The organism is uncultured Pseudoalteromonas sp. (assembly GCF_963922945.1).
GTDB lineage: Bacteria > Pseudomonadota > Gammaproteobacteria > Enterobacterales > Alteromonadaceae > Pseudoalteromonas.
In genome coordinates this window covers 1-15,492 of sequence record NZ_CAWUKC010000032.1, presented here as the reverse complement: position 1 = coordinate 15,492, position 15,492 = coordinate 1, and the positions used below count along the sequence as shown (strand labels likewise).

Below are 15,492 nucleotides of genomic sequence, written 5' to 3'. Positions count from 1 at the left end.
TAAACTGTAAAACCCCATCACATATGTTAAATTTAAATTAATAAAAATTAATTGCTTAACTTATTGGTTAAAAAGCCGATAAGATGTGATTGAAGTACTTTAATTGGAAATTCATATGAACCTAACAGTAAGCCAACGTATATGGTGTGGTTTTATCTTTATCACCTCATTGCTTATAATAATTGGTGGTAACTCCTTAATAAAAATAGCGAGCATTGATCGCTCCACCCAACAAGTAAACCAACTATCCCTCCCCGCTCTAAATAAAAGCGCCGAACTTCAGGCTGAATTTATTTTAATGAGTAAAGCAGCGCAAGCAAGTTTTTATACTACCTCAAGCACACAGCTAAGCCCGATAAAACAAAAAGTACTTGAGCAAAAAGCCAAATTCGATTCGCTTCATGCTGATCTGCAACGAGTGGTAAAAAACGACGCATCACTGAGTCAAAAAAGCCAAGCTGTAGAAAAAACTTACTTAAGCTTTTTAACAACAGTAGAAAATCTGCTAGCCGACAAAGATAAACAACTCGCGCTTAATAAGAGCCTAATAGCACAATTAGAAACAATAGAAATTGCAGCTGAAGATGCCAATTCTGTGGTGCTTGATATTACTGATATTGATAACTTTGAGCAAAATCACCCACGCGCTTATCAAGCTGCCAATAGCTTAGAAAACAATTTTATCTCGGTGGTAAGTAACAGTACCGATATGCTCACTGTTAAAACAACAAACACTTTAGATATTGTTAAAAATGAACAAGCTTACTACCTGGATGAGGTAATTCGGACCTTAGCTTTAATCAAACCTGCTATAGAGCAAAATAACAACGACCTATATAACGATTTACAAGAATATGTTGATACACTGATAGAAAATATCAACGGCAATAATAGCCTAGCAGCCAACAAGCAGCGCCTAATTGATGCCATAGCGCTTACTGAAAAAGAACTGGCCCAGTCAGAGCAAGCCACAAGTATGGCGCTGTCGCAAATTGATGATTTAGTAACGCAAGCAAGCACTGTGGCTTTTAAGTTACAAGAAGGTGTACGCGAGGATGTAGACTCTGCGACACTGTGGACATGGGCAGGCATGATCATCGCAACATTAATAGCAATTGCTATCGCGATTCTTACTGTTAATAGAATTACTAAACCACTGGCTGAGGTTAATCGTGTTTTAGATATAGTAGCCAGTGGCGATATGACCCAGCGCTTAGATGACTCTGCAAAAGATGAATTTGGTGAGCTATCAAAAAGCTGTAATACGTTAATTGATAGCCTACGAAGCTTAATTAAGGGTATTATTTCACGCTCAACTCAATTAGCAGCGGCCTCTGAAGAAACGTCTGCGATTACAAGCGAATCAAGCCAAGCGATACGCAACCAACAAGCGCAAGTAGAGCAAGCGGCTACAGCCACTACAGAAATGAGCAGTACCTCGCAAACAGTTAGCAATAGCGCCCAACAAGCACTTAGTGAAATTAAAAATGCCGATAAAGAAGCTGAGCGTGTTAAAGGGATATCTCATCAAAATAAAGAAACTATTGAACAGCTTGCCCGTGAAGTTGATGATGCTGCTAGTGTTATTAATAAGTTACACCAAGATAGCGCTTCTATAGGAAGCATTTTAGATGTTATTCGTGGCATAGCTGAGCAAACGAACTTACTTGCACTAAATGCTGCCATTGAGGCGGCGCGTGCTGGCGAATACGGCCGTGGCTTTGCGGTAGTAGCGGACGAGGTACGTTCACTGGCTAGTAAAACACAAGAGTCGACACAAGAAATACAGTCTATGATTGAATCGCTTCAAAGCGGTGCTGAGGCGGCTGTAACAGCCATGGATAAAGGTAAACAGCAAGCGGTATCATGTGTTGAGCAAAGCGATCAAGCTAGCAGTGCATTAGATTCGATAACGCTTGCTGTATCGCAAGCTCACGACGTAAGCGAAGAGATTTCTACCGCAGCGCAAGAGCAGCAACAAGTCTCACAAGAAATTAGTGAGCGCTTAGAGTCAATTGTGACTATTGCAGAGCAAACCGCTGAAGGTGCGAATCAAACGAATATTTCTAGCTCCGAAGTTGCAAAACTAGCGGAAGAGCTCAGAATTTCGGTAGAAAATTTTAAGGTATAACCCTAATTGATTTAAATAGTGAGCCTTTATAGGGACTAAATTAAAGTACTAAAAAACCCGGCACAGTTATACTGTGCCGGGTTTTTACTTACTGTAATTTACCTAGCTGAGCGCTGACGATTAGCCCCCACCTTAGGCTTTGTATTCGCCTTTTTAAATTGGTTAAACCCAGTGTGGCGCGTTAGAGCTGGACGCCCTCCTTTGCCTTTGCCGCTGCCTTTTAGAGCTTTTTCATTGCGACCTTCTTCGGGCACTAAACAATTAGGGCCTTTACCAATTAAATTAGCTTTACCCATGCTGCGCAGGGCTTCACGGATCATTGGCCAACCTGAAGGATCGTGATAGCGCAAAATAGCCTTATGTAAACGACGTTGGCGCGCCCCTTTTGGCACTGCAACTTGTTCTTTATTATTTTTAATATTACGCAACGAATTCATTTCTGTATGGTAAATAGTGGTTGCATTAGCCATAGGTGACGGGTAAAAGTTTTGTACTTGGTCTAACTTAAAGTCGTTAGATTTAAGCCACAGCGCCATGTTTACCATATCTTCGTCTTTGGTACCTGGGTGCGCTGAAATAAAGTAAGGTATTAAGTACTGCTTTTTACCGGCCTCTTTTGAGTACTTATCAAATAACTCTTTGAATTGATCATATGCCCCCATCCCCGGTTTCATCATTTTAGATAAAGGGCCCTCTTCAGTATGTTCAGGCGCAATTTTTAAATAGCCACCCACATGATGTGTGACCAATTCTTTTACATAGCGAGGATCTTGTACAGCTAAATCGTAACGTACACCAGAAGCAATTAAGATCTTTTTAATGCCTTTAACTTCACGTGCTTTTTTGTATAAATCAATTGTTGGCGTGTGGTCTGTATCCATGTGCTTACAAATATCTGGGTACACACACGATAAACGCCTACATGTACTCTCTGCTTTTTTACTTGTACAACGCAGTTTATACATATTTGCAGTTGGGCCGCCTAAATCAGAAATAACTCCCGTGAAACCAGGCACTTTATCTCTAATTTGCTCGATCTCATCAATGATCGACTCTTGCGAGCGACTTTGAATAATTCGCCCTTCGTGCTCAGTAATAGAGCAGAATGAGCAACCGCCAAAGCAGCCACGCATAATATTAACTGACGTTTTGATCATATCGTAAGCAGGGATTTTAGCATCCCCATAGCTAGGATGAGGTATACGCTGATAAGGCAAGCCAAATACGTCATCCATTTCATGGGTTTCAAGCGGAAATGCTGGCGGATTTACCCAAATAGAGCGATCGCCATGACGCTGAAATAACGCACGAGCACAACCTGGGTTTGTTTCTTGGTGCAAAATTCGAGATGCGTGGGCGTACAAAGGCTTATTAACACTTACTTGCTCAAATGCAGGGAGTTTAACGTAAGTTTTTTCCCACGGCTTAGGGCGTGCCGGCTGAATAGTTATCGGTTTTGCAGCTTCTGCTTTTAAATCAATACCTGCTTTTTTAAATTCTGACTTGCTGCAGCCTACATCATCTGCGCCATAAGGGTTTGGTATAGGATCTATTTTACCTATTTTATCTATTGCTGTTGAATCACTACCACGCCAACCTGGGATTGGCTCTTTACGGATCACCGCTGTACCACGAATGTCCTGAATAGTGTCTATGGTTTCACCAGCAGCTATACGATGGGCTACTTCCACCAGCGGACGCTCAGCATTACCGTATATGAGAAGATCAGCTTTAGCGTCAAATAAAATACTGCGGCGTACTTTTTCTTGCCAGTAGTCGTAGTGAGCAATACGGCGCAAGCTTGCTTCAATACCACCAATAACAATAGGCACCCCCTTATAGGCTTCACGTAAACGCTGAGAATAAATCATCACCGCACGATCAGGGCGCTTTCCACCCACATTACCTGGGGTGTAGGCATCATCGTGACGCATTCGTTTTTCTGCCGTATAGCGATTGATCATCGAATCCATATTACCGGCGGTTACACCAAAAAATAAGTTTGGTTCACCAAGGGCCATAAAAGCTTCTTTTGAATGCCAATCTGGCTGAGCAATTATCCCCACTCTAAAGCCTTGCGCTTCAAGTACACGGCCAATAACTGCCATACCAAAACTAGGATGATCAACATAGGCATCGCCGCTAATTATGATAATGTCGCAGCTATCCCAGCCAAGGGCATCCATTTCTTCGCGAGTGGTAGGTAAAAATGGGGCGGTGCCATAGCATTCTGCCCAATATTTGGGGTACGAAAATAGCGCGCGTTCAGCTTTAAGGGAGCTCATAGTGTTGGCCATTAAATAACAAAAGGCGCGAATTATATCCTAATACAGTGCTTATTTATACAACATTGCTAGAGATATCGCGCCTTACTAATATAGGCTATTTATACTAGGTTTCTTTATTTCGCTCTTTAATGAACGCTAACAGCTCGTGTTCAGGCATTGGCTTTGCGTACATAAAGCCTTGCACTTCATCACAACCTAACTTTCTTAAAAACTCTGCTTGTTGCTGTGTTTCTACACCTTCAGCAATCGTTTTTAATCCAAGCTTAGCACCAAGCGACACAACCAAAGCAGCAATAGCGCCAGTATCGTTATCGGGTAAATCTTTTACAAATGCACGGTCTATTTTTAGCCTATCAAGCGGTAAACTTTGCAAATAACTTAACGAAGAAAAACCTGTTCCAAAATCATCTATCGCTACCTCTACACCTAATGCCTTTAAGTCTTTTAAAGTATTTATAACCGTTTCTAGCTCATCCATGACCACGCTTTCAGTCACTTCTAGTTCAATATTACAGGGTTTAACGCCGTATTTTTCTAATGTATTTTTTACTGTTTGTGCATAGCCCTTTACTTTAAACTGAGGAACAGACACATTAACCGCTATACATATTTCTTCGCCTAGTGCTTCTAGGCGTTTTTGCTGCTGGCACGCCTGTTCTAGCACCCACTGGCCAATATCGACAATAAGCCCAGCATCTTCAGCTAAAGGTACAAAAACAGCGGGAGATATGAAACCACCATCCTCTGATGGCCAACGTAATAAAGCCTCACAACCAATTAGTGATAAGTCATCAAGTGCAAGTTGCGGCTGATACCAAACCTGTAACTTTTCGCGTGCAAAATCATGACGTAGCTGCCTAATTATACCCAGACGCCAAGCCATTTTATCTTGCATATCAACATCGTAATAAACTCCTTCTTTGCATTTGAGCTTTTTTGCTTGGTTTAACGCGATATAAGCCACTTTTAGCGTATCCAATCCGGTGCTTTGAAAGTCTTGCTGCTGGCATAAACCAATTCTAAAATCGATAGGTAAAATATGCTCACCCGCATTAAAAGAGACATTTAACACATTATTGAGCTGCTCTAAGTCAAATTCAGTTTGACGAACAATAAACCCAAATACATCCGCACCTATGCGAGATAATAGTTTTGCGTCGGGGTAGGCATCTTTAAGTCTTTTTACAATTTCAACAAGTAAGTAATTACCAATTTCTTGCCCTAAGCCATTATTAATATCTGCAAATCCAATCACATCAATTAATACAAATACATAATCATTCACATGGGGTTTTTGGTAGCGCTCGACTCGCTCTATAAAATTAGTTCGGTTAGAAATACCTGTCAGTACATCTTTATAGGCTGCATCTCTTAGCTTCACAAACAGCCTTACGTTATCAAGAGCAACACTCACGTTTGTAAGAAAAATCTCTGCAAATTGCAATTGTGCATCACTCGGTTTGTACTCACACTCTAAATAAATAGCAGCTTGACGGTGCTTACTTTTTACAATAAAGGTTGCACTTGTGTCGGATTGAGTATGCTTTGCTGTTTCAAAACACTGTTCCACTTGCTCAAATGCAACACTGTCTACATTAACAAGCTTTTCGCCAAAATAGCTTTCGTAATGACCACTCCCACCAAGCACCTGTATGTGATTTTCGCCATCTAGTTTGCTACACACCAACCCAACTTGTTGGCACTCTAAAATAATACCTAAGTGTTTTATAATTTCTTTGCATAGTACTTTAATATCGGTCAGCCCTAAAATAGACTTTGATGCCGAAACAATAGTGTTCATCGCATCGCTTTGATACTCAAGTTTACACACTTGTTCGTACGAGCGTATTGCTGTAATTAGCGATGTTACAAGCTTTGAACGGGTTAACTCTGTTTTTGTTTTGTAATCATTAATATCGTATTCGCGAATAACTTTTTCTTCAGGTGTGTTGCCCGCTTGACCTGTACGTAGAATAATTCTGACATGTTGATTATTAAGCTCTTCACGCACACGCTTAACTACGCGTAAACCTGCATCATCAGACTCCATAACCACATCTAAAAATATAACAGATATAGTTTTATTATTTTTAAGTATCTCAATTGCCTCCTCACCTGAGTAGGCATCATGAAAACGTAGCCCCGCCCCCCAAAATTCAACTCCCGATAATGCAAGCTTAGTGACTGAGTGTATTTCGGGATCGTCATCAACAATGAGAACATCCCAAAAATCAGTTAAGTCTTGAGACGTCTCTTCTTCATTGTCTGGCGCTAAAAATAAAAAATCGCTTTGTTCTGACGACATTACCTTCCCTTTATCAGTTTTAATGCATAAATAAACTTTTACCTATAGGCTAAAAATATATTTTTGGTTTATAGGCTAATTCATACTATAGTCGATTAATAAAAAGTTGTTATATTTCAAATCGAAAAAATCGCAAAGGTGTACCTATTAAATTTTTTAAAACGCTTATAAAAACGCTTCTATTATTAATTTTAGTGGCTATCTTAATAGGTTTAACATTGCCACAAAATTACAGCATTACTAAAAGCATACGGGTAAATGCCAGCATATCGACTGTAAAATCGCTCGTATCTGATTTTGGCCTTTGGCATACATGGTCGCCTTGGGGCAAAGTAGACCCCTCTATTACATTTTCTCTTGGCGAGCCAAGCACAGGGATCGGTGCACATCAGTCATGGCAAAGTGATTGGGGGTATGGAGAGATGACTATCACGTCGCTTTCACAAAATAAAATGGTTTTCAATTCGCTTTTTAAGAATGAGCATATTATTGAAGGTGAAATCACATTCACCCAGGTAGAAGGCATGGTAAATGTAACCTGTAATATTAATGGCCAAACTAATACCCCACTAATTTCGGGTTACCTCTCAATTTTTAATGAATATATATTAAATAATACGATTTCACTTGGCTTAAATAATTTACAAACCGTGGCGCAACTACGCGACCAAAAAACACAGCTGGATCAAAATGACAGTCAAATCAGCACAAGCGAGAATTAATCTTGCCAATATCATTGAGTCTTTACTTGGCTACCCCGTAAAAAAAATAACTACAAATGCTGGGCAACCAAGTACAGATCAAAGCTACGGTGCAAAGGGAGAACTTAACCCGCTGTACCACATAAATAGCGATAACCCTATTTTAGCACGCGCCCAAAAGCGCCAAGATTTACTACTTATAAAACAGCAGCAAAACATAGAAACCATTTTAGCTAAGGCTATGGGGTTTTGCCCAGACGTGGCAAGTAATAAGCAGCCAGATGCCGACTGGGTAGAGCGCTTTATTGCGCTATGTGAAGACACCTCTAATGAGTCTATGCAAACACTGTGGGCTAAAATTTTAACCGGCGAGACACTCAACCCCGGTACATTTTCTATTAAAAGCTTACAAACACTTAAACATATGACCCAACGCGAAGCCGATGCATTACAAAAATGTGTATCGCTGAGCAGTTACAATGCAAAGGACGATAGCCACTTTATTTTATTAGGGTTTTATAAAAAGCCTTCGCTTTTTGATTTACTACGAAAAGGCAACAAGGTGTCGTTAAATTTAGGAAAAACAGGGATCAGCTTTCCTGATATTTTAACCCTAATGGATCTTAATTTACTCTATAGAAAAGAGATTGAGTCAGCAGTTTTAAAAGCAGGCCAAGAGCTAACACTCTCATTCTTATCACAAAAGGTAACACTAAAAGCTAAAAGCAGTGACTTGGTATTGAGTTATTACAAGTTTACCCAAACCGGAGATGAGCTCTCTAAACTCATTAATTACCCAGTAAATAAAGTGTACAAGCAGTTGATTAATAATGCATTGGAGGGAGAGTTTGAATTAGCGTGGCATACTAATAAGTAATACACCACGCTATTTAGTTCACTTGTTAAAAGTGGACTTGAATACCTGCAAATGGGCCTGATGCGTCAATATCGGTATTAATATCATCAACATCATCAAGCTCAAGCGTCATTGAGCGGTAACCGGCTTTAACAGCTACATCAACCGCTAGGTTATCAATCAGTTCCCACGCAACACCTACTTGGTAATCTTGTACTTTGCTATCGTCGATGGCTAAAAAGCTGCCTTCAAAAAATACACTTAAACCCGTAAATGGTAAGCCTGCTTCAGCGCGGCCGTATGCCAGCGGTACAAAACCTGACAAATCAACAGTTTCGGTTTGAATTAAATCTTCATCTCTATCGTAGCTAACTGTAATCTCACCATCGAACTGCTTAGCATTTAAGCCTAAATCAATTGAAATTAAATCGTTATCAAAAATTTCGTAATAAAGAATGTAATCAATATGCGTTAAGTCACTAAGGGTATCTACTTTTCTACCCACTGCATAGTCTGAGCCATTAAAGCTAAACGTGTCGGTCAGGGTTGCTGAACCATTAAGCTCAAGCTCGGTGTATTTAAGCTTTAAGTTAGGAACTAATGGCACTGGGTGTTCAAGTGCCGCATAGTAGCTAATAAAGGTTTCGTCTTCAAAATTAAAATCTTGTGGGGCATTACTTTTGTAAGAAAACTGACCGTCATTATCTGACTGCCAGCCATCTACACCTACATATAATCCTAATACAGTGTCTGCCTGTGCTGCTGGGGCTAAACATGCCATTGAAAGGGCAGCTGCTAAACAATACTTTTTCATTTTTTATCCTTGAGCTAGTAGTTCGCTAAGTTCGATTAAAGCCGCGTTGGCTCTTGAAATATAATTTGCCATTACTAAAGAATGATTTGCCACAAAGCCAAAACCATTCCCGTTTAATATCATTGGGCTCCACACGGTTTCTTGTGTTGCTTCAAGCTCACGTATAATTTGTTGTAAGCTCACACGTGCATTTTTCTTTTCAAGTACATCAGCAAAGTCGTATTCCACCGCCTGTAAAAAGTGTAATAACGCCCATGTTGCTCCGCGCGACTCATAAAATACATCGTCAATTTCCCACCACGATGTTCTTACCTGCTGCTGAAGAGGTGAATAAGTGGCTTGCGTATTTGATGAGTTACCGGCTAAATCGGTATTTACTTTGTCTTGACCAACACTTGCACTTAAACGCTGGCTTAAGCTGCCTAAACGTTTTTCTGCTTCTTTTAACCAACTACGTAGGTTATCTGCACGCGAATAAAATTGACTGTCGCGCTCATGATCATTTGCAATTTGTGAACGGTATACAATTAAATATTCAATGCCTTTTTGGTACTCACCTTCAGCACTTGGCCACGCCCATGCTTCAGAGCTAATATTAAATTGTGGCTGCGCTTTTTTTAGTGCTTCATGTTCAGTAGATTGTGATTGTGAGCGGCTAAAATCTTTACGCATAGAAAGCGCTAAATCACGTACCATTTCAAGGGCACCGTATTCCCATGCAGGCATGTCATCCATAATTACACTTGGCGGCATGACATCATTTGATAAATACCCACCTTGTTTATCAAGTAAAGTACTTGCCACAGTAATAAGCGTGGATGTAGTCGTATAGCCTGTTACCACCTTTTCATTACGAGCTTGTGCGACCTCTTTTGCGTTTTCAACAACATTAAAGCGTGCAGGCTCAATGCTCCAATAAACTGCAATAGCGTAAAAAATAATAAGCAATACAATTAATGCACTAACTATTTTTCCTTTATGTTGCGACATTTATCCTCCTAGTGATGAGCGTGTTGTTTTTTTGATGGCTTTGAATGCCCTGCTTGTGCCTCAAGCGACACCACCTGAGCATTAGTAAACAAGCGGTTACCGTCACTAAAATATAGCGTGAGTTTACGTTCTTGCCCTACTTTTAATGGTTCTTGTGGATCAAATACCATTAAATGATAACCACCGGGCTCAAAACTCAGGCTTTCATGGCCTTTAATTGTAACCGACTTAACCTGTTGCATTTTCATCATACCGTTAACATGGGTATGCTCATGTATTTCTACACGGCCTAGGCCTTCAATAGTGGCTTTAGTCAACGTAGCTGCTCCGCCACCATGATTAGAAAGTGTAAAATAACCTGCACTCGATTTGCTGAGCGGTAAAAACGCCCTTACTTGTGCATGGCTTACTTCAAGCTTAGGTTCATTTGTGTCATGGCTGTGCCCTGCATGCGCTGCAACCGATGACGAAAACACATTAAACATTAACGCTGAGGCCATAAAAAAACACAGCTTCATCATCGCTTAATTCCTTGTAAAAATATAAAATTTCACTTTAAATTTAACATAGTTAACCAATAATAGTCAGTTAAATTAAGGCTTAAGAGGTTACTTTTTTGTTATCGAGCACCAACCAGCACAATACCGCTACAAATAATAATGGCCATGCAATCATCACCGAGCCAAATAATAGCGCTAAAACGGTTCCAACTAAGGCAACAATCCCAGCTCCTAACAAGCCCATGGTCACTAAAGTAACTACGGCGACAACGGCAATAATAGCAACCAGTACGCCAGCCAGCTCTAACCCTACCCAGCTCATATCGGCAATCCACAACGGGAACTGCCATGAATCAAAATGCATTAGCGACACCGCATCAGTAAAAAGCAACACATAGATGAGAACACATATTGCTAAGGCTTTCATACTCTTCTCCTAGTACCTACGTTCTTCAAGGCAATAATGTGCAATTAAATAAGCAAGCGCCACCGCAAATGGAAAGCTGATAAATAATAAAATGGTCACTAAGCGCGTTGACCACACTGGAAAGTCAAGGCGGTGTGCAAGGCCGCTACATACACCCGATATTTTTTTATTAAGTGAATCTTTGTACCAACCGCGCTGTGTTTTAAAGTTACCCATATCCAACTCCTTAAGCGCTTGGCGCTGTTGTATTAATGTTGTTGTGTTTAACACTGGCTTTTAAACGAGCGAGCTCTGCCTCAATTTTTTCATTTTTGACCAAAGACTCAATTTGCTCAGCGGTAGATTGCGCCGTGTTAGTTAGCTCATAAGCATCAACCTGTGCTTCTATGCCTTCTACTTTTTGCTCTATCATTTCAAAGCGAGACAAGGCATTAGCAACTTTGTCGCTTTGTAATTGCATATTCACTTTTTCCCGTGCCACCACAAGATCGTGACGTTTCATTAATTGAGCTTGCTTTGCTTTAGCTTGCGCCATTTTTTGCTGTAAACGCTCACAATCTGCCGTGATTTTCTCTATCGAAGCTTTAAGTGCACCTAATTGCGTATTTTTCTGTGTAATTTGTTCATCTACTCGCTGTTTTTCTACTAACGCAGACTTGGCTAAATCATCACGGTTTTTAGCCACTGCAAGCTCTGCTTTTGTTTGCCACAAAGTTAAGTCTTTTTGTTTCTGTGCAATTTGGCGCTTAAGCGTTTTTTCTTCGCAAAGTAAGGTAGCAGCCGTGCTTCTGCACTCGTTAAGTGCCTCTTGCATTTCGCTTAGCATAAGATTGAGGAGTTTTTCTGGGTCTTCGGCTTTATCCAGCATGGCTGCAATATTAGATTTGATAACGTCATTTACGCGATTAAATACACTCATTGTTTTGTCCTGTTGTTTTAATTAATAACAACCAGAAGATTCCAAGAGTTATGCCAAACAGTAAAAAACAGAATATTAAATATCAAAAACAGTCAGTTACATTTAAAAACCGTAACTTTAAGTGACCAGAAGCTGAACATAAATAGGTGTAATTAACTAAATTTTTGATCTTTTGACTAAATTTTAGGCTCAAAAAAAGCCACTAAAAAGTGGCTTAATTAAGATCTATACAGCTTAAATTTATTCGGGCACAAAACTCAAGGCTTTATCCATTACCGACAAATCAGCCTGTTTACCGTGGCCATTTTCTGAAAGGTGTCGTCTAAACCCACGCGCCCCAGGTTGCCCCTGAAAAATACCCAACATATGGCGTGCTATATGCCAAAAGTTAGCACCTAAACGCATTTCTTCTTCTATGTAATCATACATAGCGCGCACCACATCGTGGCGAGTCTGGGTATTAGCCGCCTCACCGTAAATTTTTTCATCCACTTCATTAAGCATAAATGGATTACTATATGCTTCGCGACCAATCATAACGCCGTCAATATGCGCTAAATGCGCAAGGCTCTCTTCAATAGTTTTAACACCACCGTTAATGCTTAAATCGAGCTGTGGGTAGTCTTTTTTAAGTTGATAAACGCGAGGATAATCAAGCGGCGGTACTTCACGGTTTTCTTTAGGGCTTAGGCCATTTAGCCATGCTTTACGGGCATGTATAATAAAATCATCACAACCAACTTTGTGACTAGCTTCAATTAACGCACATAAAAACTCGTACGAGTCTTGCTCATCAATACCAATGCGCGTTTTTACAGTAACCGGAATATTTACTTCGCTTTTCATTGCCGCAACGCACTGCGCAACTAGTTCAGGCTCTGCCATAAGGCATGCACCAAAACGCCCGTTTTGCACTCTATCTGATGGGCAACCAACATTTAGATTAATTTCATCATAGCCACGCTCGCCGGCAAGCTTAGCGCATTTTGCAAGCGCCTCTGGGTCAGAGCCTCCAAGTTGCAAAGCTACAGGCCCTTCATGCTGATTAAAGTGTAAATAATCGCCGCGACCAAATAAAATAGCCCCTGTGGTGATCATCTCAGTGTACAGTACAGCGTGCTTACTCATTTTACGATGAAAAGTGCGGCAATGGCGATCAGTCCAATCCAACATAGGGGCAACGGAAAAGCGTCTGTTTAACGTTGGGTTATCTAATGTGCGTTCTTGCAAAGTAAAAGCCTCGGGGATTATAAGGTAAATGCGCCCATAAAAAGGCGCTGTATTTTACACAAAAGCCTAATTAGCATCAATGTTAGCTATATATTTGTAAACCAAAATAATGCGCTATACCGTTAAGTATATTTGTAACGGCGACTGAGCTTAAAATTAACCCCATGATTCGACTTATAATGCTTGCGCCACTGTCGCCAATTAACTTATGCACATGATTTGCTAATAATAACAACACAAGTACAACAACCAGTACAAGTATCATCATTGATGAAGTAGTTACTTGCTCAACCCACGTATACTCTTCATTACGGGTCATAAGTACCGCCCCCAGCATTGCACCAGGGCTTGCAATAGAAGGAATGGCCAGCGGAAAAATAGCGGTTTCTGTGCTGTCGCGTACACTTTTAATTTCAGACTCAGGTTTACTTTCACCAAAAATCATAGAAAGCGCAAAGATAAGTAAAACAATCCCGCCAGCTATTTGAAACGCCGACAGCGGTATTTCAATTGCATTTAGTAGCTGCTCACCAGCAATCACAAAAAAGAGTAAAACCAAAGCCGATACACCCACCGCTTTAAATACGACTTTTCGTTTAAACTTTTCATCCTCCCCACGGGTCACAGCTATAAATACAGGCACCGTACCTATAGGGTCTATTACCGCAAAAAAGAAAATAAATATGGCTATTAATTCATGCATTAATTGGGTTCCTAGATAAAAAGTGTTTAATAAAAACGCTGCAAGTACAACACAGTATGTTAGTATATCACGGTAGCGTAAGGATAAGAGAATGATGAATATAGAATCACTCGTAAGTAAAGCAAAACAAGTTTGTGATAACCGCGGTGCGCGTTTTACGCCCATCCGTGAAAAGGTATTTCGCCTGCTAGCCAGCGCGCAAGGCGGTGTAGGAGCTTACGATTTACTTGAGCAATTAAAATTAACAGAGTCAGGCGCAAAACCTGCAACAATTTACCGTGCGCTCGACTTTTTATCTGAGCTGGGATTTATTCACAAAATAGAAAGTGCCAATGCATTTATGCTGTGCCATCATTTTGATCATATTCACCCTGTGCAGCTATTAATTTGTGATACGTGTGGCTTTGTAAAAGAGCTACACTCTACCGTTATTTCTCACGAGCTAAACAGCTTGGCTGCAGAAAGTGGCTTTGTTGTATCGGGGCAAACAATTGAAGCACACGGTAAGTGTGAGTCTTGTAGAAGCTAAAGCCAAAGTTTGTTTTAAAGCTATACTCATATTTAGATAGCCAATTTAGCACCAATTTTAAGAGTACCTAGTATGAATGTTGAGTTCATTAATCCATTTTTATCATCTTTGATCAATGTGTTATCCACAATGGCACAAACTCAATTAAAACCTGGTAAGCCGCGTATTAAAACAGACGAAATAGCCTGCGGCGATGTGTCTGGTTTGATTGGTATGGTAGGCCCGCAAACACGAGGCTCATTTTCGATTACCTTTGATGAAAACTTAGCGCTAACTATCATGGAGCGCATGCTAGGCGAGCGCCCAGATAATATTGATGATGAAGTGACCGACATGGTTGGCGAAATTACCAATATGGTTACCGGTGGTGCTAAAAACCTGCTTGGCGAAAAAGGCTATGATTTTGATATGGCAACTCCTATTGTTGTTGCTGGTAAAGGTCACACCATCACTCATAAAAGCAAAGGCAAAAAAATAATTATGCCATTTAGCTCTGATGCAGGTGATGCAAATATAGAAGTAAGCTTTGATAAATTATGAGCTGGCAACAAAAACAGATTACATTAAAGCCTCGTTCCCGAGGCTTTCACTTAATTGACGATGAAATACTCGCCCAACTAAATGAGCTTACTAACTACAAAGTAGGCCTACTACATTTATTTATTCAGCACACATCGGCAAGTTTAACTATAAACGAAAACGCCGATCCGACCGTGCGCATGGATATGGAAAGCCACTTTAATCATTTCGTTCCTGAGCGCCAACATTACTATCGCCACGACTACGAGGGTGATGATGATATGCCTGCTCATATAAAAGCCAGCACACTTGGCTGTGAGCTCAGTATCCCCATTAGTAATGGCCGTTTAGCATTAGGAACATGGCAAGGTATTTACTTAGGTGAGCACCGCGACGCTGGCGGCGCTAGGCGTATTATTGCCACCTTGCAAGGCGAAACCGTTTAAACATGTATTTCCCCTTCTATACTCGTTAGAGAGCCGAATACTAATCCACTTAGTTGTTTTCTATATGAGCGCTTTTTACCTCAGCTAGCCACACGTTTACCCCGCAAAGTGATTGGGTATTTTTGCACACAGAT

The 15,492-nt window shown here is 40.5% G+C and carries 16 protein-coding genes; 6 read left to right on the top strand and 10 right to left on the bottom strand.

Annotated elements, in window-relative coordinates; translation table 11 throughout:
• Positions 1-115 precede the first annotated feature (115 nt).
• A complete protein-coding gene (locus AABI99_RS08920; protein WP_338365318.1) occupies positions 116-2,131 on the top strand; it encodes a methyl-accepting chemotaxis protein in 2,016 nt (671 codons plus the stop codon).
• A gap of 98 nt (positions 2,132-2,229) precedes the next feature.
• On the opposite strand, the gene AABI99_RS08915 is transcribed toward AABI99_RS08920, so the two are convergent.
• Positions 2,230-4,416: a YgiQ family radical SAM protein gene (locus tag AABI99_RS08915; protein WP_338365316.1), complete on the bottom strand. Its 2,187-nt coding sequence runs from the start codon at positions 4,414-4,416 to the stop codon at positions 2,230-2,232.
• Positions 4,417-4,522: 106 nt separating this feature from the next.
• A complete protein-coding gene (locus tag AABI99_RS08910; protein WP_338365315.1) occupies positions 4,523-6,724 on the bottom strand; it encodes an EAL domain-containing protein in 2,202 nt (733 codons plus the stop codon).
• 167 nt (positions 6,725-6,891) lie between these two features.
• Between AABI99_RS08910 and AABI99_RS08905 the strand changes: the two genes are divergently transcribed.
• Complete coding sequence (locus AABI99_RS08905; protein WP_338365341.1) at positions 6,892-7,446, top strand: SRPBCC family protein; 555 nt, start codon at positions 6,892-6,894, stop codon at positions 7,444-7,446.
• Positions 7,415-8,302 (top strand): TIGR03899 family protein, encoded by an 888-nt coding sequence (locus tag AABI99_RS08900; RefSeq protein WP_338365314.1) that lies wholly within the window; start codon positions 7,415-7,417, stop codon positions 8,300-8,302. Before AABI99_RS08905 ends, AABI99_RS08900 begins: the two co-directional genes overlap by 32 nt.
• A 25-nt stretch (positions 8,303-8,327) precedes the next feature.
• Here the strand turns inward: AABI99_RS08900 and AABI99_RS08895 are convergent, their stop codons facing one another.
• From AABI99_RS08895 to AABI99_RS08860, 8 genes are all read right to left on the bottom strand, one after another.
• Complete coding sequence (locus tag AABI99_RS08895; RefSeq protein WP_338365313.1) at positions 8,328-9,095, bottom strand: TIGR04219 family outer membrane beta-barrel protein; 768 nt, start codon at positions 9,093-9,095, stop codon at positions 8,328-8,330.
• Between the two features lie 3 nt (positions 9,096-9,098).
• Positions 9,099-10,085: a DUF2333 family protein gene (locus AABI99_RS08890; protein ID WP_338365311.1), complete on the bottom strand. Its 987-nt coding sequence runs from the start codon at positions 10,083-10,085 to the stop codon at positions 9,099-9,101.
• 8 nt (positions 10,086-10,093) lie between these two features.
• Positions 10,094-10,606: a copper chaperone PCu(A)C gene (locus tag AABI99_RS08885; RefSeq protein ID WP_338365310.1), complete on the bottom strand. Its 513-nt coding sequence runs from the start codon at positions 10,604-10,606 to the stop codon at positions 10,094-10,096.
• Between the two features lie 79 nt (positions 10,607-10,685).
• Positions 10,686-11,012, bottom strand: a complete 327-nt coding sequence (locus tag AABI99_RS08880; protein WP_338365309.1) for a hypothetical protein — start codon at positions 11,010-11,012, stop codon at positions 10,686-10,688.
• Between the two features lie 9 nt (positions 11,013-11,021).
• Positions 11,022-11,228, bottom strand: coding sequence for a PspC domain-containing protein (locus AABI99_RS08875; RefSeq protein WP_338365307.1), 207 nt, complete (start codon positions 11,226-11,228; stop codon positions 11,022-11,024).
• Positions 11,229-11,238: 10 nt separating this feature from the next.
• Positions 11,239-11,931 carry a PspA/IM30 family protein gene (locus AABI99_RS08870; RefSeq protein ID WP_338365306.1) on the bottom strand — a complete coding sequence of 231 codons (693 nt, stop codon included), beginning with the start codon at positions 11,929-11,931 and terminating at the stop codon, positions 11,239-11,241.
• Positions 11,932-12,171: 240 nt separating this feature from the next.
• Entirely contained in the window at positions 12,172-13,161 is a 990-nt protein-coding gene (dusA, locus tag AABI99_RS08865; protein ID WP_338365305.1) for a tRNA dihydrouridine(20/20a) synthase DusA, read from the bottom strand.
• Between the two features lie 82 nt (positions 13,162-13,243).
• Positions 13,244-13,864 carry a MarC family protein gene (locus AABI99_RS08860; protein WP_338365304.1) on the bottom strand — a complete coding sequence of 207 codons (621 nt, stop codon included), beginning with the start codon at positions 13,862-13,864 and terminating at the stop codon, positions 13,244-13,246.
• 94 nt (positions 13,865-13,958) lie between these two features.
• On the opposite strand from AABI99_RS08860, the gene AABI99_RS08855 reads away from it, so the two are divergent.
• The 3 genes from AABI99_RS08855 to AABI99_RS08845 all read left to right on the top strand — a co-directional run bounded on the left by AABI99_RS08855 (position 13,959) and on the right by AABI99_RS08845 (position 15,358).
• On the top strand, positions 13,959-14,393 hold the full coding sequence (locus AABI99_RS08855) for a transcriptional repressor (RefSeq protein ID WP_338365340.1): 435 nt from the start codon (positions 13,959-13,961) through the stop codon (positions 14,391-14,393).
• Positions 14,394-14,465: 72 nt separating this feature from the next.
• Entirely contained in the window at positions 14,466-14,933 is a 468-nt protein-coding gene (locus AABI99_RS08850; protein WP_338365303.1) for a chemotaxis protein CheX, read from the top strand.
• Positions 14,930-15,358, top strand: a complete 429-nt coding sequence (locus AABI99_RS08845) for a secondary thiamine-phosphate synthase enzyme YjbQ (RefSeq protein ID WP_338365302.1) — start codon at positions 14,930-14,932, stop codon at positions 15,356-15,358. Before AABI99_RS08850 ends, AABI99_RS08845 begins: the two co-directional genes overlap by 4 nt.
• Positions 15,359-15,492: the final 134 nt, after the last annotated feature.

What these genes read in the sequence shown, in the direction of transcription:
- AABI99_RS08860 (WP_338365304.1), bottom strand. Translation starts at nt 13,864, where the DNA reads ATGCATGAATTAATAGCCATATTTATTTTCTTTTTTGCGGTAATAGAC.
- AABI99_RS08920 (WP_338365318.1), top strand. Translation starts at nt 116, where the DNA reads ATGAACCTAACAGTAAGCCAACGTATATGGTGTGGTTTTATCTTTATC.
- AABI99_RS08885 (WP_338365310.1), bottom strand. Translation starts at nt 10,606, where the DNA reads ATGATGAAGCTGTGTTTTTTTATGGCCTCAGCGTTAATGTTTAATGTG.
- AABI99_RS08890 (WP_338365311.1), bottom strand. Translation starts at nt 10,085, where the DNA reads ATGTCGCAACATAAAGGAAAAATAGTTAGTGCATTAATTGTATTGCTT.
- AABI99_RS08880 (WP_338365309.1), bottom strand. Translation starts at nt 11,012, where the DNA reads ATGAAAGCCTTAGCAATATGTGTTCTCATCTATGTGTTGCTTTTTACT.
- AABI99_RS08915 (WP_338365316.1), bottom strand. Translation starts at nt 4,416, where the DNA reads ATGAGCTCCCTTAAAGCTGAACGCGCGCTATTTTCGTACCCCAAATAT.
- AABI99_RS08875 (WP_338365307.1), bottom strand. Translation starts at nt 11,228, where the DNA reads ATGGGTAACTTTAAAACACAGCGCGGTTGGTACAAAGATTCACTTAAT.
- AABI99_RS08870 (WP_338365306.1), bottom strand. Translation starts at nt 11,931, where the DNA reads ATGAGTGTATTTAATCGCGTAAATGACGTTATCAAATCTAATATTGCA.
- AABI99_RS08900 (WP_338365314.1), top strand. Translation starts at nt 7,415, where the DNA reads ATGACAGTCAAATCAGCACAAGCGAGAATTAATCTTGCCAATATCATT.
- AABI99_RS08845 (WP_338365302.1), top strand. Translation starts at nt 14,930, where the DNA reads ATGAGCTGGCAACAAAAACAGATTACATTAAAGCCTCGTTCCCGAGGC.
- AABI99_RS08910 (WP_338365315.1), bottom strand. Translation starts at nt 6,724, where the DNA reads ATGTCGTCAGAACAAAGCGATTTTTTATTTTTAGCGCCAGACAATGAA.
- AABI99_RS08855 (WP_338365340.1), top strand. Translation starts at nt 13,959, where the DNA reads ATGAATATAGAATCACTCGTAAGTAAAGCAAAACAAGTTTGTGATAAC.
- AABI99_RS08895 (WP_338365313.1), bottom strand. Translation starts at nt 9,095, where the DNA reads ATGAAAAAGTATTGTTTAGCAGCTGCCCTTTCAATGGCATGTTTAGCC.
- AABI99_RS08850 (WP_338365303.1), top strand. Translation starts at nt 14,466, where the DNA reads ATGAATGTTGAGTTCATTAATCCATTTTTATCATCTTTGATCAATGTG.